General features: G+C 62.0%; 18 protein-coding genes. 10 read left to right on the top strand and 8 right to left on the bottom strand.

Annotated elements, in window-relative coordinates; translation table 11 throughout:
* Window positions 1-95: 95 nt before the first annotated feature.
* The 7 genes from HBNXHr_RS03060 (at window position 96) to HBNXHr_RS03030 (ending at window position 10,820) form a co-directional block, all read left to right on the top strand.
* Window positions 96-2,600, top strand: coding sequence for a BGTF surface domain-containing protein (locus tag HBNXHr_RS03060; protein ID WP_275883127.1), 2,505 nt, complete (start codon window positions 96-98; stop codon window positions 2,598-2,600).
* 216 nt (window positions 2,601-2,816) lie between these two features.
* Window positions 2,817-3,680 carry a CheF family chemotaxis protein gene (locus HBNXHr_RS03055; RefSeq protein ID WP_275739363.1) on the top strand — a complete coding sequence of 288 codons (864 nt, stop codon included), beginning with the start codon at window positions 2,817-2,819 and terminating at the stop codon, window positions 3,678-3,680.
* Between the two features lie 102 nt (window positions 3,681-3,782).
* On the top strand, window positions 3,783-4,976 hold the full coding sequence (gene glmU / locus HBNXHr_RS03050) for a bifunctional sugar-1-phosphate nucleotidylyltransferase/acetyltransferase (RefSeq protein WP_275739361.1): 1,194 nt from the start codon (window positions 3,783-3,785) through the stop codon (window positions 4,974-4,976).
* Complete coding sequence (gene glmS, locus HBNXHr_RS03045) at window positions 4,976-6,784, top strand: glutamine--fructose-6-phosphate transaminase (isomerizing) (protein WP_275883126.1); 1,809 nt, start codon at window positions 4,976-4,978, stop codon at window positions 6,782-6,784. The genes glmU and glmS overlap by 1 nt, the downstream gene beginning before the upstream one ends.
* Before the next feature lie 116 nt (window positions 6,785-6,900).
* The gene (locus HBNXHr_RS03040; protein WP_275883125.1) at window positions 6,901-8,616 is read left to right on the top strand and encodes a DUF4330 family protein; all 1,716 of its coding nucleotides are present in this window, start codon (window positions 6,901-6,903) and stop codon (window positions 8,614-8,616) included.
* A 37-nt stretch (window positions 8,617-8,653) separates the two neighbouring features.
* Window positions 8,654-9,280, top strand: a complete 627-nt coding sequence (locus HBNXHr_RS03035) for a hypothetical protein (RefSeq protein WP_275883124.1) — start codon at window positions 8,654-8,656, stop codon at window positions 9,278-9,280.
* Window positions 9,281-9,386: 106 nt separating this feature from the next.
* Window positions 9,387-10,820 carry a sugar transferase gene (locus HBNXHr_RS03030; protein ID WP_275883123.1) on the top strand — a complete coding sequence of 478 codons (1,434 nt, stop codon included), beginning with the start codon at window positions 9,387-9,389 and terminating at the stop codon, window positions 10,818-10,820.
* A gap of 3 nt (window positions 10,821-10,823) precedes the next feature.
* Here the strand turns inward: HBNXHr_RS03030 and HBNXHr_RS03025 are convergent, their stop codons facing one another.
* The 7 genes from HBNXHr_RS03025 to HBNXHr_RS02995 all read right to left on the bottom strand — a co-directional run bounded on the left by HBNXHr_RS03025 (window position 10,824) and on the right by HBNXHr_RS02995 (window position 14,967).
* A complete protein-coding gene (locus tag HBNXHr_RS03025) occupies window positions 10,824-11,744 on the bottom strand; it encodes an NAD-dependent epimerase/dehydratase family protein (protein WP_275883122.1) in 921 nt (306 codons plus the stop codon).
* A gap of 41 nt (window positions 11,745-11,785) precedes the next feature.
* The gene (locus tag HBNXHr_RS03020; RefSeq protein WP_275883121.1) at window positions 11,786-12,451 is read right to left on the bottom strand and encodes a translation initiation factor IF-6; all 666 of its coding nucleotides are present in this window, start codon (window positions 12,449-12,451) and stop codon (window positions 11,786-11,788) included.
* 3 nt (window positions 12,452-12,454) lie between these two features.
* The gene (locus HBNXHr_RS03015; RefSeq protein WP_275739350.1) at window positions 12,455-12,733 is read right to left on the bottom strand and encodes a 50S ribosomal protein L31e; all 279 of its coding nucleotides are present in this window, start codon (window positions 12,731-12,733) and stop codon (window positions 12,455-12,457) included.
* Complete coding sequence (locus tag HBNXHr_RS03010; RefSeq protein ID WP_275739348.1) at window positions 12,730-12,882, bottom strand: 50S ribosomal protein L39e; 153 nt, start codon at window positions 12,880-12,882, stop codon at window positions 12,730-12,732. The genes HBNXHr_RS03015 and HBNXHr_RS03010 overlap by 4 nt, the downstream gene beginning before the upstream one ends.
* 49 nt (window positions 12,883-12,931) lie before the next feature.
* Entirely contained in the window at window positions 12,932-13,735 is an 804-nt protein-coding gene (locus HBNXHr_RS03005; protein WP_275883120.1) for a ZIP family metal transporter, read from the bottom strand.
* A 174-nt stretch (window positions 13,736-13,909) separates the two neighbouring features.
* The gene (thpR, locus tag HBNXHr_RS03000; protein ID WP_275883119.1) at window positions 13,910-14,467 is read right to left on the bottom strand and encodes an RNA 2',3'-cyclic phosphodiesterase; all 558 of its coding nucleotides are present in this window, start codon (window positions 14,465-14,467) and stop codon (window positions 13,910-13,912) included.
* Window positions 14,468-14,526: 59 nt separating this feature from the next.
* Window positions 14,527-14,967, bottom strand: coding sequence for a nucleotidyltransferase domain-containing protein (locus HBNXHr_RS02995; protein WP_275883118.1), 441 nt, complete (start codon window positions 14,965-14,967; stop codon window positions 14,527-14,529).
* A gap of 1,204 nt (window positions 14,968-16,171) precedes the next feature.
* Here HBNXHr_RS02995 and HBNXHr_RS02990 point away from each other — a divergent pair.
* The 3 genes from HBNXHr_RS02990 (at window position 16,172) to HBNXHr_RS02980 (ending at window position 18,138) form a co-directional block, all read left to right on the top strand.
* On the top strand, window positions 16,172-16,636 hold the full coding sequence (locus HBNXHr_RS02990; protein ID WP_275883117.1) for a hypothetical protein: 465 nt from the start codon (window positions 16,172-16,174) through the stop codon (window positions 16,634-16,636).
* A 412-nt stretch (window positions 16,637-17,048) separates the two neighbouring features.
* Window positions 17,049-17,804 (top strand): tetratricopeptide repeat protein, encoded by a 756-nt coding sequence (locus HBNXHr_RS02985; RefSeq protein WP_275883116.1) that lies wholly within the window; start codon window positions 17,049-17,051, stop codon window positions 17,802-17,804.
* 1 nt (window position 17,805) lies between these two features.
* A complete protein-coding gene (locus tag HBNXHr_RS02980; RefSeq protein WP_275883115.1) occupies window positions 17,806-18,138 on the top strand; it encodes a DUF424 family protein in 333 nt (110 codons plus the stop codon).
* 27 nt (window positions 18,139-18,165) lie between these two features.
* Here HBNXHr_RS02980 and HBNXHr_RS02975 read toward each other — a convergent pair whose 3' ends face one another.
* Window positions 18,166-19,182 (bottom strand): SGNH/GDSL hydrolase family protein, encoded by a 1,017-nt coding sequence (locus tag HBNXHr_RS02975; protein ID WP_275883114.1) that lies wholly within the window; start codon window positions 19,180-19,182, stop codon window positions 18,166-18,168.
* Window positions 19,183-19,193: the final 11 nt, after the last annotated feature.

Below are 19,193 nucleotides of genomic sequence, written 5' to 3'. Positions count from 1 at the left end.
TACAACGTGAACCGTCAGTCCCGTCTACCACTGGGGGCAGGTGCAGTGCGTCCTCGGTGGCAGGGCGCTGACGGGGACAGAGACACACGACAACTATGACAGATACAACAGAGAAACTTCGCGCGCTGTTCCTCACAGCGCTGATGGTCTTCAGCGTCTTCGCTGGAACCGTCGCGTTCAGTGGTGCAGCCGCAGCGGCAAATACAGGCTCCGCCCCGGCGGCGGAGGCTACGGGAGCGGTATCGTATTATGCGGATAACACTGACGACACAACGACAACCGTTGAAGTGGCATTCAACACGTCGATCAATTCCGCCAACGCCACGGAATTCAACGTCTCGTTCCGAGGGGACGACGTTGGTGACAATGGCATGGTAAATGCCACAACGGCTGGATTGGCGATTGACGGTGCCACGGCCGATAACGGTGCTGTCGACCTTACCTTCAACGGATCGGTTAATCCGGTGAACATCACCCAGGTCGGCATCGAAAGTCAGTACGGCCTCGTCAACTCGACGGTTGACGTGACCCAAACGACGACAACAATTGGTGAATCTGCGCCGTCGGCATCTGACCAAACTGCGTACAAGGGCGAACGGATCGCTCTGGTCGCTGACGACCCAGAAACTGTCATCTCCATCGCTGAAAACGGAACGTTCCTCCGCGAACGAGGGACCGGAACGAACAGCGATGTCCTGGTCGTCGAAACCAGTGACCTGGCAGACACTGACACGGGATACAACTTCACGTTCGATCCGGACGGAGGGGCGACTACGTACGACCTGTCGTTCGATCCGTTCGACTTCTCGGCGTCCATCAGCGATACCGAGATCACGCAGGACGACGGCACGACGACGCTTTCGGCCGAATCCAACCGAATCGACCGTAAGGTCGCCTTCCAGGTTGGCGATGTCGTCGAGTTCCGTACCATCGGCAGTGACGGTCAAGCGTCCGCCGACTTCACCGCCGAAGACCTGGCCGTAGATACCCTCAGTGCCGAGGCAGTCCACCTCGACACAGGCATTATCGTTGACCTCGGTGACGTCACCGTCAACGAGAAGCCTGACACCAATCTCGAGCTCGGCTCGGCTGGTTACCAGGAGACTGCTGGTGACATCGTCGAGATCGACCTCAGCATCACGGGCACGGACCAAGTCGACCTTCTGCTCGACGGAGAAGGCTTCGACGAGGAAACGATCGACGTCACAGACGGTGACGGCGATGGCTCCGTGACCGTCCTCATCAACACGTACACGGGTACGGCCAGTGCCGAAGGTGACGACGACTCCGCCACCCTCGGTTACGGCGAGCCGATCTACCCCGGTACCTTCACGCTGTTCATCGCCCAGGACGGCGATGACTCGGGTGCAGCCGAGGACGCCGCGTCGCTCAACCTCCGGCAGCCGGAGCTTGAGGGCGCAACCGTCCTCGTCGGTCCCGAAGGTCACGACGCCTTCGACGGTAGCAACTACGACGACGACGCAACTCAGGTCGCCGCCATCGAAGGCAACACGACCGAGGCCAGCGAAGTCGCTAACGACAACACGGACGACGGCTACTCTGACGAAGTCGTCGTCGCCTTCGACGCCAGTGGTGTCTTCGGTGCCATTGAAGCAGGCGAAAGTACCGCAGCGGGCATCAACTGGTCGGTCGAAGAGGCTGTCCAGAACAACCCCGGCGACATCGGCGGCACAGTCCTCGCGAGCGATGACAACGACCGAATCTACTTCATCCTCGACAAGGGCGAACTCGAAGACAAGAACGTCGGCCAGATGTTCGATGGCACCCTCGACATCAACGCTGACAGGAACACGTACTGGGACAACGACGGCGACGTCTCGGCGAGCTTCGAGTTCGTCGATGCGGACGCCAGTCCCAACACGGTCGAAGAACCCTACCAGATAGTGCCCGGGGAAGACTCCGAAATCCGCGGCAGTGCGAACGTCGCACCCGGTAGCGAGTTCGACGTCCGCGTCCTCGCCGGTGGCTCGCTCGCCATCGCCGAGAACGTGGTAGTCAGTGAAGACGGCACGTGGAACGTCAGCTACGACTTCAGTGACCGCAGCGTTGGCGACAACGCGACGATCACTGTCTCGGCAGCCTACGGCGTGGAAGTCGACGCCGTCTTCGCAGACACGCCCGAGTGGGAAACCTCCGGCAACGTCGCTCAGCTCGAACAGCGCGTCTCCGAACTCGAGACGCTCCTGAACGAGACGACGATGATGCTCGAGCAGAAGAACGCCACCATCGAAGAACTGCGCACGCAGGTCAACGAGAGTGGCGGCGCAAGCCAGGAACTGCTCGAACAGAAGAACTCCACGATCGCGGAGCTCGAGAGTCAAGTCCTCAACCAGACCACCGCAATGTCTGACCTTCAGGAACAGCTTGACTCGCTGAACCTCTCGGTCCAGACCCTGGAAGCGAACAACGAGGATCTCCAGAGTCTGCTCGATGAGAAGAACTCCACGATCGAGGACCTCAACGAGCAGCTCGAATCTGACGATGAAACCACGACCACCGGCGGTCCCGGCTTCACGGCTGTGATCGCGCTGGTCGCCCTGATGGGTGCCGCACTGCTCGCCGTCCGCCGCCAGCAGTAAAGCGTCCATCTAATCACGACTGACCGCCGAAAGCGGTTGTCCGCGCAGTTTTTCATTTTTTGGCTGCTACGTCGAACAACGGCGGGACCGTCGTCGAGAGCGCTCTCAAACACACGTGCTCCAGTACCTGTCAATACGTGGATACCGATAGAGAGTCCCAGGGCCGTAACGCATAATCACCCGGGCGGTGTAGCGTCAGGATAGCGAGACCAAACGATGAGTGAGGGCGAGCGCAAACTGATGGACGACCGGGGGCAGTACCTGCAGGCAGTCACGGAGGGCAGGGACATCCAGGATGCCGACTGGACGCAATGCCGGATCGTCCTCACGACCGAGCGCATCGCCCTCATCACCGACGAGAAACGGGTGCTCCCCCTGGGCGACATCGACGACATCGGTGGCCGCTACGATGTCAACCAGAACGCGGCCGGCGTTGCGAGTTACGTCACGCTCCATCTGGAAGACGACATCATCCTCCTCCGGGCACCCGAACAGGACGCCTTCGAGACGGATCTCTACCGGGCGTTCCTCGACAATACGATCATCTATGTCCAGCATCCAGCGGTGAAAGGCGGCGTTGTCCAGGGTGCTGAGTGGCAACGGGCCAAGATCAAGCTCACCGACGAGGCGGTACAGATCGCAGTCGCTGACGGCCAGTATGTCACCATCGAGCGCGACGATATCGGTGACGTCGAGACCGACGAGCGAACGGTCGACGGTGGCGAACGACGGATCTTCGAGGTCGAACACACCGACAGCGAGGATCGGAGCGTCGAAACCCACATCGCCGGTGAAGGCCAGCAGGTGACGATCCTGAAAGCGATCTTCGAGGAGGGTGTCGAACGAAACCGTGCAAACCTCGACCTCTCGCCGACCGAGCAACAGATCGTGATGGCGCTACACTCGGGGGTTTCACCCTTTGACCTGCCGGATTTCGTCGACGAAGACGTCACAGACATCGAGGCGATATTCGATCGGCTGATCGAACTCGACGTGATCGAGACGATCCGCGAGCGGACCGAAGTCGAGATGACGTCCCGGGGCCGACAGGTCGCCAGCGAAGAGATGGGATCGCAATGACTGAGACGAGTGGACTCATCCAGTTGCGCTCGTGAGGGGACGGACAGGACAGCACTTGCGGAAACCCATCAGATTAAAATCAAGTCCCCGCTTGTATCCAATATGTGCTGCCATACAGCAGTTGTTCTTGCGGCCGGCGAAGGGACACGACTCCGTCCGTTGACGCGAAATCGGCCAAAGCCGATGCTCCCTGCGGCGAACCGACCGATCCTGGAGTACGTCCTCGACGCGTTAGTCGAGAACGGGATCAACGAAATCGTCATCGTCGTCGGGTACGAACGTGACCGGGTCCAGAATCACGTCGGACCGACCTACCGTGGGTGCCCAATCATATACGTCCACCAGGAGAAACAGCTCGGCACGGGCCATGCGCTGCTGCAGGCCCGGGAAGCCATCGAGGGGCCGGTAGTGGTCGTCAATGGCGACACGCTGATCGATCCGACGATTATCGGGGACGTCACAGACCGGTTCGCTGAGAGCGACGACAGGGCGACGTTGGCCGTTCTTGACGAGCCCGATCCAACGGATTACGGGGCAGTGGTCGTCGAGAACGGGACGGTAACCGATATCGTCGAAAAGCCGGACGCCGGCGAGTATCGCTATATCAACGCGGGGGTCTACGCGTTCGGGCCATCAATCTTCGACGTGATCGAAGCGACGCCCCGGGAGGCCGGCGAACTCACGTTGACCGACGCGTTAGGGCGGATGGTAGACGAGGAAGGCGTCGGTGCCGTCGAGACGAACGGGACGTGGGTCGATGCGACCTACCCGTGGGACCTGCTGGAGTTGGCACAGGAGGTCCTCGCAAACGGACGGATCAATCCGCCGGAATCGGACAAACGAGTCTGGATCGACGAGAGTGCGACCGTCCACGAGGCGGCAACGATCCAACCGCCGACCGTTGTCGGCCCGGACTGTGAGATCGGCCCGGGTGCGGTAGTCGGACCGAACGTCGCGCTCGGCCGGAACGCGACCGTCGGTTCGAACGCGACGCTTCGGACAACCGTCCTCGACGACGACGCACGCGTCGGCCCGGGATCGACCCTGCTCGATGCGGTCATCGGCCAGGCAGTCACCGTCGGTCCAAACACCGTCGTCTCGGGCGGCCCCTCGGAAGTGCGAGTCGGCACGGAGATCTTCGAGGACGAACCGCTCGGTGCGCTGCTGGCCGACCGAGTCACCGCAGAGGGGAACGTCAGCTTCGCGCCGGGGACACTGGTCGGCCCGAACGCCCACCTCGCGACCGGCGTTAGCGTCGAGGGCTGCGTTACGGAAGGTGCGGAGGTGCGGCGCTGATGTGTGGTATCATCGGCTGTGTCGGTCGTGACGCGGAGACGACCGACGTCCTCGTCGAGGGACTCTCGACGCTTGAGTACCGCGGCTACGACTCGGCAGGCGTTGCCCTGGGAAACGGCGACATCGAGGTCACCAAGTGCTCGGGCACGATCGACGAACTCCGGGCGGCAGTCGAACTCGAGCAGCCGTCCGGGCCGGTCGGGATCGGCCACACCCGCTGGAGCACCCATGGGCCGCCGACTGACGAAAACGCCCATCCGCACGCCGACTGTACCGGCGACGTAGCTGTGGTCCACAACGGGATCATCGAGAACTACCAGGAACTCAAAGACGAGCTCGGTGCCGACCACGAGTTCAAGAGCGAGACGGATACCGAAGTCGTCCCGCACCTGATCGAGGAAGCCCGTGAGGCGGGCGCTGAGCCCGAGACCGCTGTGCGAAACGCCGTCTCTCGACTGGAGGGGAGTTTCGCCGTCGCCGTCGTGATCGCCGGCCACGAGTCGGTCTTTGCGGTCCGTAACGACTCCCCGCTTGTGCTCGGCCTCGGTAGCGCCGAGGGCGACGGGCCAGCCGACGCCTACTATCTCGCCAGCGACGTCCCGGCGTTCCGTGAGTACACCGACCGTGTGGTCTATCTGGATGACGGTGAATTCGCCCGCCTCGATCCCGACGGCTGGACAGTCTCGACGATCGACGGCGACGTCGTCGAGAAGCCCGTCGATATCATCGAGTGGGATCCCGAGGAGACGGGCAAGGCGGGGTACGATCACTTCATGCAAAAGGAGATCAACGAACAGCCCCGGTCACTGCGCCAGGGCCTCTCCGAACGGGTGGACGAACTCGCCGGCGAGGTCGATATCGGCGACCTGGCGTATCTCAATCCACGCGGCGTCCAGTTGGTGGCCTGTGGGACGAGCTATCACGCGGCGCTATACGGCGCACAGCTGTTCCGTGACGCCGGTATCCCCGCCCAGGCGTTCCTGGCTCACGAGTACGCGAGTGCGCCGCCGCCGGTCGGCGACGATCTGGTCATCGGCGTGACCCAGAGCGGCGAGACCGCCGATACCCTCTCGGCGTTGCGGGCGGCCCGTTCACAGGGCGCGACCACACTCGCAGTCACCAACGTCGTGGGTTCGACAGCCTCGCGGGAATGTGATCACGTCTTCTACATCAAGGCCGGCCCGGAGATCGGGGTGGCCGCGACCAAGACCTTTGCCTCCCAGTTGACGGCGCTGAACCTGCTCGCAACCGGGATGGTTCCCTCCAAGGACGACCGGGAGTCCATCGCCGCGCTACGGGACCTCCCCGCCGACGTCCAGGAAGTCCTCGACGAATCACGGGCCGAAGCGGTCGCCGAGGAATACCTCGACAGCGACGCCTACTTCTTCCTCGGTCGGGGGCTCCAGTACCCCGTCGCCCTGGAGGGCGCACTCAAGATGAAGGAGATCACGTACAAGCACGCGGAGGGATTCGCCGCCGGGGAGTTGAAACACGGCCCGCTCGCGCTCGTGACGGCGAACACGCCGGTGTTTGCGATGGTGACCGGCGACGGCGAACAGGCACGCAAAACCATCGGCAACGTCAAGGAAGTCGAGGCGCGGGACGCACCGGTCGTTGCGGTCACCGACGGGCAGAGCGACGTCGAACGTTACGCCGATCACGTCCTCTCGGTCCCGGAAAGTTCCCCGCGAACGGCCGCGGTACTGACGAACGTCCAATTGCAACTCGCGGCCTACCATACAGCCGCAAAACTCGGCCGGCCGATCGACAAGCCCCGGAACCTGGCCAAAAGCGTGACCGTCGAGTAAGGATGGAGTCTGTCCTCCTCTGAAACGAGGACGCTGAGACAAAAACGGGAACACGTCTTATCGGCACCTCCGCAAGCGAAACCCCTTTACAGATTCTGGCCGAGCGCTGACACAGCATGGAGATCATCGACAAACAGGGGCGACTGTTCGGGATCGTAAACGTTGTCGATGCTCTCGTAGTGTTGCTCGTTCTCGCCGTCGGTCTCGCTGGTGTCGCGCTGATTGTGGGTGGTGGTGGTGGTGGACCGACAGGGCCGACGGAGACCCAATACGTGACGCTCGACGTGGGCGTCCAGCCGGACTACGTCGTCGAGGCAGTCGAGTCTGGCGATAACGCTACGCTCGACGGTGCATACGAGAACGCGAACGTCACTGACACCTACTTCGCGTCGGCCGGGAACGGGACTAACACAGTGATCCGACTCGGCATCACTCACGGCGCGAACTCGACGCCGACGGTCGACGGCGAGCCACTCAGGATAGGCCGACGGCTTGGGGTAGAAAACCCCACCTACGTTCTGAACGGGACGATCCGCGACGTCGGTTCCGGGCCGGAACTCCCGACAGCCGACCGGCAAGTCGTCCTCCGCGGGACAGTCACCGATGCCGTCACCGACGAGATCTCCGCGGGCGATGAGATACGAGTCGCCGGCAACCGGATCGCGACAATTCAGGACATGATGGCGTTCGACGCCGAGAGACCTGGGCAGCGAACAGTGTATGTCGACGCCAGCGTCCGGACGTACACCATGGGGGAGACAGACCGGTTCGGCGAGACGCGAATCGAGACTGGAAAGGTGCTAACGCTTCCGCTCGCTGGCACGCAGTTCAGTAGTTCGATCGAACGCGTGGGTGGCGGGCTGAATCGAACCACAGAATCGGTACTCGCGACCGGCGTCGTGGATGCCGACACCGCCCGTCGGATCGAAACGGGCGATACCTACGAGGTCGCCGGACGGGCGGTCGCGACGGTTTCGGACGTCATCGCCTACGATACGAACGAGCGTGATCGCAAACGCGTTCACGTGGGTCTCTCGATCGAGGCGCTCGGCTACGGTGAGCGAAATAAATTTGGTTCCCAGCCGATCGAGAAAGGGGCCACGATCCCGTTCCGAACAGACCACTACGAGTTTAGCAGTGAGGTTCGTCGTGTCGGGACTGCGGATCTCCAAGTGACCACCGAAGACGTGCTGGTGACCGACGTGGTTGACACCGCCGTCGCAAGGGAGATGACGGAAGGCGACACGTATCGCGTCAGCGATCGGACGCTTGCAACCCTTGAGAACGTCGCTATCTACGGGACGGCCAATCCGGACCGAAAACGGGTGTACGTGGGACTTACGGTCCGGGCACTCGGATACGGTGAGCGGCCACAATTCGGCACGAACCGGTCGCTTGAAAGAGGAGTTACACTGCCGTTCCGAACCGTTGCATACGAATTCGACGGTCAGATCGTACAACCCGGTACACTTGCACAACCGGGTCAAGCAACAACCCGAACAGTCACACTCGAGATGACGAACATCGCCCCCAGCCGAGCAGACAGTGTCACCGCGGGATTGGGCGAGACCAATGCCGGACAGACGATCGCTGAGATCAACGACGTGGCGGTTCAGCCGGCCGTGATTACGCTTACGAGCGACGACGGGAACATCTACGAGCGTAAACATCCCGTGAACAAGGACGTCACGCTCACTGCCGCGTTACAAGTTCGAGAGGACGACCGGGCCGTCCGATTCAAGGGTCGGACCGTTCAGGAAGGCGACCGAATCACACTCGACCTCGGTGTGACGACAGTCGAGGCGACCATCGTCGATCTCGACGCCGAATGATTCCGATGCAGGGGCCATCACGTCACGGAACCGATCGATGAGACTGAACGTTCAAGACTCCCGGACTGTAGCGACTATCTCCGAGGGAGCGGCGCGACTCAGGAGTGCGTTGTCCACGGCAAGCGGCACGGCGGCAGTCCGTCGAACGCAAGCAGTGGCCTGGGCTGCTATTAGTAGGAGTGTCGTCGGGCGGTTCGTTCGCGGAGTCCAATGTGCCGTTCGAGCATCCTGGCTCTACCGGTGGGTCACGGCGGAGCCGGAGCCCGACGTGATCGTGATCGACCTTCGGGAAACGGTGATTGTCGGACCGCTGTTGGGTATTCTCGACTGGCTAATGGCCGGGCTACTCACACACTGGGACAACTCAGTGTTGTCAGTGGTGACCGGTCGACTGCTTGATGTCCTCCGCGCCCACCCGATTCAGGTGATCAGTACGATTGGGCTCACAGCGGTCGTCGCAAATCTGAGTCTGTTGATCGGTAGCGGAACGCCATCAGGGGCAATCGGTGTGCAGCTCATCATCGCGAGTCTCGCGCTCGCAGGAACTCGCCTCACACACTCCGCCGAAGCAATCACCCAGACGCGAATATACGACATACTCGTGACATTGGTGGAACCGCCTGAACCACCGAATCTATCGAGTGAGCGCAGGGAAGATTCCTGAGCGATCGGAAGTCGGAATCACCGAGAGTCCGTCGGCGAGTTCCGCCTTCGTCCTGTCGTTACACCTGTCACAGACTTTATCCGTGTCGCCATCAGACGCCAGGGTGATGAACGGCCACTGGCGGTATCGGGTGGGAAGTCTCCTGGGAACCGCCGTTCTCGCTTTTCTCGCTGTCGTCGTCGTCAATGGCCCCCTGATGCGGGCGTTGCTTGAGACGATGCCGGTAATCCGGACGCTCGTTACTGCGCCAGCGACGGGGCCCGAACTCCTTTTTGAGGCGACGACGACGACAGTTGTGGTTCTCGTGGCAATGGTTCCGCTGTACAAGCCGCGCCCGCGTCGGATCCTCGATACGTGGATGGACGCTGTCCGCCGGACGATACTTGCCCTCCTCTCGCTTGCGACGATAGGTTACTTCGATTACACCTACCGGCTTCCGCGGGCGACGCTGCTGGTTGCTGGGGGGCTTCTCCTCTTCGTGCTCCCGCTCTGGTTTGTCGCCATCCGCCGCCGTCCGGCGGGAACTGGTGAACGGACAGTCATCATCGGCGACGACCCAGAGACGATCAAAGATATCTTAGCCGCAGTCGACGGGGCCGTGATCGGCTATGTCTCACCACCCTCGGCGTACGTGGGGAATACTGATCTCACCCCGATGCGTCCTCAGACAGACGGCGGGAAAGAGTCCGACGCGATTGGGGACCTAACGTATCTCGGCGGCCTCTCGCGTCTCGACGAGATCCTGTTCGATTACGATGTGGACACGGCCATCCTCGCGTTCGATCGCCCGGATCGTGCGGAGTTCTTCGGGGCGCTGGACACTTGCTACGAGTACGGCGTCGCCGCGAAAGTCCATCGTGATCACGCCGATGTCGTACTGACCGACGGAACGGCCGGCGGCGAACTGGTCGACGTCGACCTGGAACCGTGGGACTGGCAGGACCACCTTATCAAGCGGCTCTTCGATATCGCGTTCGCCGTGGGCGGACTCGTCGTTCTCTCTCCAGTTATCGCCGTCGTCGGGGTGGCGATCAAACTCGACGACGGCGGTCCAATATTCTACAGTCAGAATCGAACAGCCACGTTCGGGGATACGTTCACTATTTATAAGTTCCGGAGTATGGTGCCGGAGGGGGCGTCGATCGAACCGACCGACGACGACACGAACGATCGGATTACCCGGGTCGGGCGGTTCCTTCGGCAGACGCATCTCGATGAGATCCCACAGTTGTGGTCGATTCTCGTCGGGGACATGAGCGTCGTGGGACCTCGTGCCGTCTGGACAGAAGAGGAAGAACAGTACCTGGAGACGACCGTCGACGCCTGGCGAAAACGATGGTTCGTCAAACCGGGACTCACCGGCCTCGCACAGATACATCAGGCCACGAGCATCGAACCGATCGAGAAGCTCCGGTACGATCTCCAGTATATCCGTGAACAGTCGTTCTGGTTCGACGTCCAGATCGTCGTTCGACAGATCTGGAACGTATTGACGGACGTTACTCGGACAATCGCCGGCGGCGATAGCGACCAGAGGTGACGATCACTCACCGACCAGCGTTGCCAGGCCGTCTTCGAGAGATACCGACGGTTCGTATCCCAGCCGTTGGCGGGCTTTCGTGACGTCGGCCCGACTATGTGCAATATCGCCCGGCCGCGGATCGCGATGAACGATCGGGGAGTCGCTGTCGGTGACCCGCTGGGTCGTTTCGGCGAGCGTCCGAATCGAGGTTTCTTCGCCAGTCCCGACGTTGTACGCAGTGCCGACGTGCTCGGTCGTCGCTGCCCGGAGGTTCGCCTGAACGACATCCGCAACGTGGACGAAGTCCCTGGTCTGTGTCCCGTCGCCGTCGACAGTGATCGGCTCGCCGGCTTGGGCTTGCTCGCGAAAGATGCTGATCACGCCGCTGTAATCGCTCGCCGTCTGGCGCGGTCCGTAGACGTTGAAATACCGGAGCGCGACCGTTTCGAGGCCGTAGAGGTCGTGATAGGTCCGGAGGTACTGGTCGGCTGAGCACTTATCGATCCCGTACGGCGACTGTGGAGCCACCGGCTCGGATTCCGTGAGCGGCAGGGACGTCGGTTCGCCATAGATCGCTGCACTTGAGGCGAAGACGACGCGGGCATCTTCCCGTCTTGCCGCCTCGAGTATCTGAAGCGTGCCGTCGAAATTGACGTCGTGACAGAATTCGGGCTCGTCGATCGATTGCTCGACACTGACGACGGCGGCTTCGTGAAAGATCAGGTCAACACCGTCAGTGACCTCGGCGACTGTCGCCGGATCACGAACGTCGCCCTTGACGAACGTCGCGCCGTCGGGGACGTTCTCGCGTGCCCCTGTCGAGAGGTCATCGAGAACGATCACATCGTTTGTTTCGACGAGTGCATCGGCGAGATGGCTGCCGATAAACCCCGCCCCCCCAGTGATTACCACGGTTTGTCCGGTTACGCTGGACCCACTCATGACAGTAGTAGTGAACGAATGGGCCCAAGAAACTACTGATATCAGTCGACGTACCCGAGGGCACTCTCGATCCGGCCGAGTTCCGGGCCGGTCGTGTCCTGGCCGACAACGTAGCCCTCGGCGTTGGCGACGAGGCCGGAGCCGACCAGCGGGCCGCCGTAGTTGATCGTCCCGACGTCCGTCGGAACGTCCAGTACCTCGGCGACCCGGTCGAGTTCGGCGTCGGTCGCCTTGGGATGACACAGCGCACCGCGGTTGGTGGCGATCGCAGCCGTCCCGACCGTCTGGACACCGGCGATATCGCCGCGTTCGACCGGCACGTCGAGCGCATCCTTGACAGCCTGGACGGCGTCCCGGGGGAGGTCAGGGTGGACGAACGCACCGTTGTCGTTGGCGAGGACCACGTTCCCGGCCGCGTTGATCCGGCCCGGAAGTTCGACGACGGGCACGTCGATCACGTCCTGGATGTGGTCGCGTTCGTGATCCGTGACGCGACTCGTGACGAGCAGCCCGTTCTCGTTGCCGACGGCGAGCGCGCCGACGGTGCCAGCCCCGCCGATCGTCGTCTCGACCATCGGGACAGACAGTTCCGAACCAAAGGCCTCGGTGACGTCTTCCTCGGCGTCGGGCCGGATCAGGAGGTACTCGTCAGTAGCGCGTGCGTAGACACCGACGTACGCCGATCCGGCGAAGGCCGTGCGGAGCAATGGTTACTCTGCGGGTTCGGCTTCGACGACGCTTTCGCCCGCTTCCTCGAAGCGCGCAGCACGAACGCGGATCGAACTCGGGGGGTTCGAACGGCCGTCCGACCAGATCTCCTCGTTGATCGACGGGTCGAGACGGACGTCATCCTCCGCGACCGAAAAGTGCTGTGCGAGGTGCTCGCGGATGAGCGACATCGCCGTGCCGGCTCGTTCGCCGTTCGGTACTGCCTGGACGTCACGAAGCGGGACGGTGACGACCCGCTCCTCGAATTCTTCGGCGCTCATTCGTCAGTATCGTTCCGTCGCCAGTGGCGTCGTTTCGGGTTCCGCTGTACGTCCTGATCGGTTTTCATCACGACCCACGCAGGGACGCGACTGTTCTGGCGTTCGAGTTTCGCCAGCCGCTTCTTTTTGCCCTTTGATTTCTTACCCATTGTAGGCCATCGTTCGCTGTCGTCGTTTATAGTTGTGTTCTTTCGGGTCTCAGACCAGCGCGAGCGGAACCATGATCGCCACCCCGACGACGACGCCGGCAGTCAGTTCGACCCGGCCCTGATACCACAAATCCGAACCCGTCTCCAACGCCTCGGGGATGAACTCCGTCAGGACGAGGTAGATCATCGCCCCCGCAGCGAACCCAAAGCCGTAGGGGAGAAAGTCCCTGGCGACCCGGACGAACGCGAACGCAAGGACGGCACCGATCGGCTGGGGGAGACTCGAAAACACTGCCCACCAGACCATCCGCCACTCGCCGACGTCCATCGACCGTAGCGGGATGGCGATCGCCGTCCCCTCCGGGACGTTGTGAATCGAGATGGCGATCGTCATGAAGACCGCCAGGATCGGAACCGTCACGCCGAGGATCATCGGCCCTTCTGCGCCCTCCAGACCCAGTTCGGCGAAGGAGACGCCGACGGCCACGCCCTCGGGGAAGCTATGGACGGTCAGAATGCCGAGGATGAGCACGAGCTTCTTGTAATCGGCCTCCGCGTACTCCTGGGGGTCGATCTCCGCACCGTCGAGGACGCGATGGGCGAGGACAACCAACACGACGCCCGCGGCCATCCCGATCGCGATCTCGATCGCCGTCCCCTCGGCGAGCCCCTCGAAGATCAGGCCAAAGAGCGACGCGGCCACCATGATCCCCGAGGCGAGGCCCCACAGCGCCACATACCACTGGTCGCTGATGTCCTCGACCAGGAAAAACGGCAGCGCGCCCAGCCCGGTCGCCAGCGCGGTGATCAATCCCGCGACGAACACCAGCGTCAGATTCGCCAGCAAACTCATTGGACGATGGTTGGGCCGGGACGCACTTAAGAATTATCAATATACCAACCAATTTTGGTTGGCCTAAGTCGTTTGTCCGGACTAAATAGCCATCTAATCCAATGAGAGCCGATATTTATTGGCAGTTCCCTGTTCCAGAATACACCATATTTCTTATATTACACACCACAGGCGTCACAGTTCGAACGATTCGAGCGTCGAATAGTCGGGGCCATCGTCGGTGAGGACGCTCTCGGTCAGGCAGACCTCGGAAACATCGAGGGGTCCGACGGTCGGATCGGCCTCGCGAAGGACGGTCTGGACCTGCTCCTTCCCGCCAGCGTGGTCCATCCGGGCGATGGTGACGTGGGGCGTGAGCTCGTGGTCTTCCGGGTCAAAGCCCATCGCGACGGTTCGATCCTCGATGGCTTCGTTGAGGGCTGTCATCGCCGGGCCGCCCTCGCGGACGCCGACCCAGACGACGGTGATGTACTCCTCGCTGGGGAACGCGCCGAGCCCGCCAAATCGGGCCTCGAAGGGGGCGACGCCGCTCTCTTCGACTGCCGCGGTGAGTTCATCGGTGAGTTCGGGGAGGCGGTCCGGGTCGGTATCGCCCAGGAACTTCAGCGTGACGTGGGCCTGTGCAGGATCGACGAAGTTCAGCCCCGAAGCACCCTCGAAGCGATCCTGGACGGCCGCGATCGCCTCGGCGAGGCCGTCGAGGTCGATGCTGACGAACAGTCGCTTGCTCATAGGAGACAGTCAGTTGCCGTCGAGTTCAACTTGGTCACGACAATCTCCTCATCAACCATTTATAGCTCTCCTTTGGCAAGCCGGTCGATGAACTCCTGACGTTCACGTTTCCGCTTGGCAGCTGAGGTCTCGTATTCGGCTTCGATCCGCCCGCGATACGCGTCGATGTCTTCCTGATCACCGACAAGTCGAATGCCGTCCTGAAGTGCGCGACGGACGACAGGCAGCGGGAGGTTCTCGATGTCGCTCACGTCGACGAACCGGTCAGCATACGCCTGCAGTTCGGCGTCGATGCGGTTTCGCCGATGGAACCGCTCTTTCGGTGTCATCGCCGCTGGAAATTGAACGGCAACGTCGACGTCCGAAGAATCACGAGAAGAGCCGGTGGCAAACGACCCAAACAGCACTGCGAAGGCCACGTCCGTCTCCGCGAGATACCGTCGGATTCCCTCGATATCCACGGAACCCTCGACTGAGGGGTCCGCACGGTCGTTCGTCATAGTTCACAGTACGTCCCGGCGTACAAAATAATTCGGGCGCAAACGCTGGCGGTGTTCAGATAAGGATCCGAAATGATGGAACCCACTCTGAGCCCTCCCAGTTTCGGTCCCGCGACTCGCTGCGCGCTTCGGCCACCTTGCGGCCTGCAGTGCTTACTTCGCCGCGATTCCCAAAACTGACTCGCCCTTTCATTCCGCCAGGATTTGGCTGTTTGTACGGTGCTTATCTAAACACCGCCCATTCCGTCGCCCCAAGATCTTTTATCTACCAATATCATTTCCAAATGTGAATTACAATCGCCGAAACGCCCTGAGACTCATCGGGACGGCAAGCGTAGCAGCGCTAGCCGGATGCGAGAGCGTCGTCGCCCCGGGCGCTTCGGCCCAGTCCGATACATTTCAGCCCGCGGATAGTGACAGCGCGAGTTTCTTTCAGTCAATGGCGTCGTCGGGAGACGGATCGACCGTCGTCATCGGCACCCGCTTCGAAGAGCCACCGGCAAGTGAAACCGTCCATGCAGCCTACGTCTTTGAACGCGTCAAAGAATCATGGTCTCGGACAACCCTTCCGATCCTCAATCGTGACATACAAAGAGGGCTTTTCGAAGTCGCTATCGACCACAACAGTACAACGATTCTCGTAGGGGCGTACGGCTACGACGCCCCAAACAGTGCGAACCCGGGTGCGGTCTTCGTCTTCGAGCGCACCGACGGCTCGTGGTCCCGGACGAGGACAATAACGCCGGAGAGAAGCCAAGAGGGACCGCAATTCGGCTCAGCGGTGGGGCTGTCGGGAGACGGTACGACTGCGCTTCTCTGTACGCCGAAATCAGCTATCGTTTACGATCGTTCCGATGGCGAATGGTCCCGGAAGGGGACGCTTCACCGGATGGAAGAGATACTCTGGCGGCATCACGGATATTCGGTCGCGCTTTCAAACGACGGTGAAACGGCACTCGTCGGGGCATACATGTCCACTTCTTCGCCACAGGGTCCGCCGTACGTCCGTTCACCCCACGCCGAAGACAGTTCTGCCAGTGAGAGCGTCGGAACAAGTCCGCTGGCAGGCGGGTCCAACGTAATCGCGGCTCCCCGCGAGGGAAAATCGGTTCCAACGTATCGGGGGAAAGCAGCGGTTTTCGAACGGTCCGGGGGGGAGTGGTCACAGCAGGCGATGTTCGTCCCCGACAGAGGCTCTCGACTGATGATGGGCTATTCGGTCGCACTGACGGACGACGGTTCGACCGCCCTGGTTGGCGTACCGAGAGAGAAGGTATTCGACGCTGACGATGAATCCGGACACGAGGCGACCGGTTCAGTGTTGGTCTTCGAACGCGAGAGCGGCCCATGGTCCTGGCAGACGAAACTCACTGTCGACGAAACAGACGAATACAGGACACTCGGGGGATCCGTTTCGATCGCGGCCGACGGCTCAACCGCCGTCGTCGGTACCACGACTCCAAAAACGAAGACCGAGACGGTACCCGCGTATATGTACACCAGATCGAACGGGAAATGGTTCCGTGAGGGCACTCTCGGTCCCAGTGGAGGCGGCGAGGACGAGACACACATGTTCGATCACTGGGTAACTCTCTCGGATGATGGCAAGACGGTTTTCCTCAGTCGGACGGGCTATGAATTCGTTGGATCGGCCTACGTCTTCACGTGACGGAACAGAACCTGAATCGCCCCACCATCCGGCCTGTTTTCGCCCGCTTTGCCGTCAGCCACTGACTCGCGTGTTTGACGCAGCATAGCCTGTCGTGATCGGTGAGAGTTGTATTGAAACGATACGACAGTTACACGGAGTGGTGCAGCGAAGCCGCCACTCGGCATCAAGATACTCGTTGGAATCATCGTGATCGCCGGCTATCTGTATTACCGACGCGAGATATTCCTCGAGAATGGGGTCGATGGTAGTCAGCCCTCGGTTTAGTAATCAGGTTTCTGTCGATCATTCGTCCAAGTCGGGTTCCCCCCGAGTTAAACACTGAAGTAGTCGGTACAGCCGCCCGTTCCGTGCTCGATCGCCCGTCTCGCGGACGTAGCCCTTAACCATTCGACTGCCATAGACGGTCTACATGACTGAGGAACCCGACGACCACGAGTTCTCGGAGGGCCAGGGCTTTTCAGAGCCTTACGAGGGGTTCGACCTCGAACCGCCGGAACTCAACGTCGACCCCGACAGCGTCGACCCGGTCGACTCCCGCGTCGTGAGCGACCTCCTCGACGAGCGATCGATCGGCGGGGACGAAGTCGACGCCGAGGAATTGCTCGACGTCGGCATCAGCTACACCCGGATCCAGCGTTTCGAGGAGGCGACCGAGACCCTCGAACGCGCCGCCCGCTACGCCGAGGACGAGTCGGTCGCACAGGAGGCCTGGACGAACAAGGGCGCCGCTCACGCCGAACTCGAGGAGTACGACGCCGCGATGGGGGCCTACCGGGAGGCGATCGAGATCGATCCCGACTCCGAGCACGCCGCGACGGCCGAGACCAACCTCGCGTACGCGCTCTGGGAGTCCGGCCGCTCCGAGCAGGCGCTCGAACACGCCGAGCGCGCCGTCGAGATCGACCCCCGATTCCCGCAGGCGTGGTACAACCGCGGCTTCTTCCTGCTCGAACGCGGCCTCGCAGAGGAAGCCATCGACGCCTTCGACAACGCCATCCGGCTCGGGTTCCGCAACGCGACCCTCTTAGAGGAGAAAGCCCGCGCCCACGAGGAAGTCGGCGAGGACGAACGCGCCGAGGAGCTCGTCGAGGAGGCCGAAGAACTCCGCCAGGAGACCGAAGAGGAGTTGATCGACGACGGCGCACAGACGGAACTCTACGAGTAAGATGACCGACGACGAGGGAACGGACGTGCCGGCGGATGCCAAACTCCTGCTCACCGAGCGCGAGACCGAGGAGGGCCTGCTCGTTTCGGTATGCGACAAGGCCGTCCTGGGCGAGACCTTCGAAGACGGCGAACTCTCACTTGCGGTGACCGAGGAATTCTACGGCGGCGACCCCGCAAGCGCCGAGGCGGTCGCCGCGAGTCTGGCCCGGTGTGACACAGCGAATCTCGTCGGTGAGACAGCCGTCGGGGTGGCTATCGAGGAGGGATTCGTCGATGAGGCGAACGTTCTCGACATCGACGGGACCCGTCACGCACAGTTGCTGTGGATGTGATTGCTCGACAGCGGCGTGGCCTGTGACTCACTCCACCAGCGGCGCGAGTTCGTCGGCGAGGTTGTGCCCGATCTCGACCATCCCGGCGTCGCCGGGGTGAAGGATGTCGTCCATCAGCCCGGGCACCGAGAGGAGCTTCGAGCCGTCGATAAACGAAAGGTTGTCGTGGGCCGATTCGGTGACGAGTGTCTCAAGCGTCTCCCGGTAGGCCGCCGCCCGTTCGGGGTCGTCGCCCGCAACGACGTCGGCGTGATACGGGAACAGCGAAATGGCGGCGATCGGCTTCTCGGGGTGTGCGTCGGCGACGGTATCGAGCAGCTGGTCGGCGCTCTCACGGAACTGCTCGACAGTGAATCCCCGATTCGACATGTTGACCGAGACGGCGATCGTGGCGACGTCCCAGTCCTCGCGACCGGCGATGTGGTCGGCGATGGCCGGTTCGCAGTACGCCGAGCCGGCCATGCCGAGGTTGATCGGATCGACGCCCAGCTGTCGAGCGGCGGTGGCGACGTACGCCAGGTGTGGATTCGAGAGCGCCCCCTCGGTGATGGAGGTGCCGTAAGCGAGATACCGGGTTTCGGGGAGTTCTGCGTCTCGGGGTGGACGAGCGTCACCGGCGACGTCGTGAAGTGCGACACGGGACCACGCGTCGAAGCGGAGTCGACAGATTCGGGTGTCATACGCGGCGTCTTCGGCAGCCGCCGGATCGAGGTTCCGGACGCGGTCCGGGACGGAGAAGGTGTGCGTCGAGGGGTCCGGGCCGATCTCGAACGGTTCGGCCCCCTGGAACGGGCCCCAGAACGGCTGGACGGTCGTCTCGCCGGCGGCCGAGAGCGTCACCTCGACGGTCGCGTCGTCATTCTTCGGAACGAATCGGATCTCACTGCCCGTCGGGCTCTGGACGCGGTCGCGGGCCATGACGTTGAGATTCGCGGCCACCGAACGCGGGACCCGCTGGAGGTGGCCGCCGCCGTTGGTCCAGTCGGCCGGGGCGAGTTCGGCGACGTTGTGCAAAGACACGGACGGAAAGGCCTCGAGTTGCATGCGGACGCCGT

Source organism: Halorhabdus sp. BNX81 (assembly GCF_029229925.1).
Taxonomy (GTDB): Archaea; Halobacteriota; Halobacteria; order Halobacteriales; family Haloarculaceae; genus Halorhabdus.
This window is presented reverse-complemented; position numbering and strand designations above follow the sequence as displayed.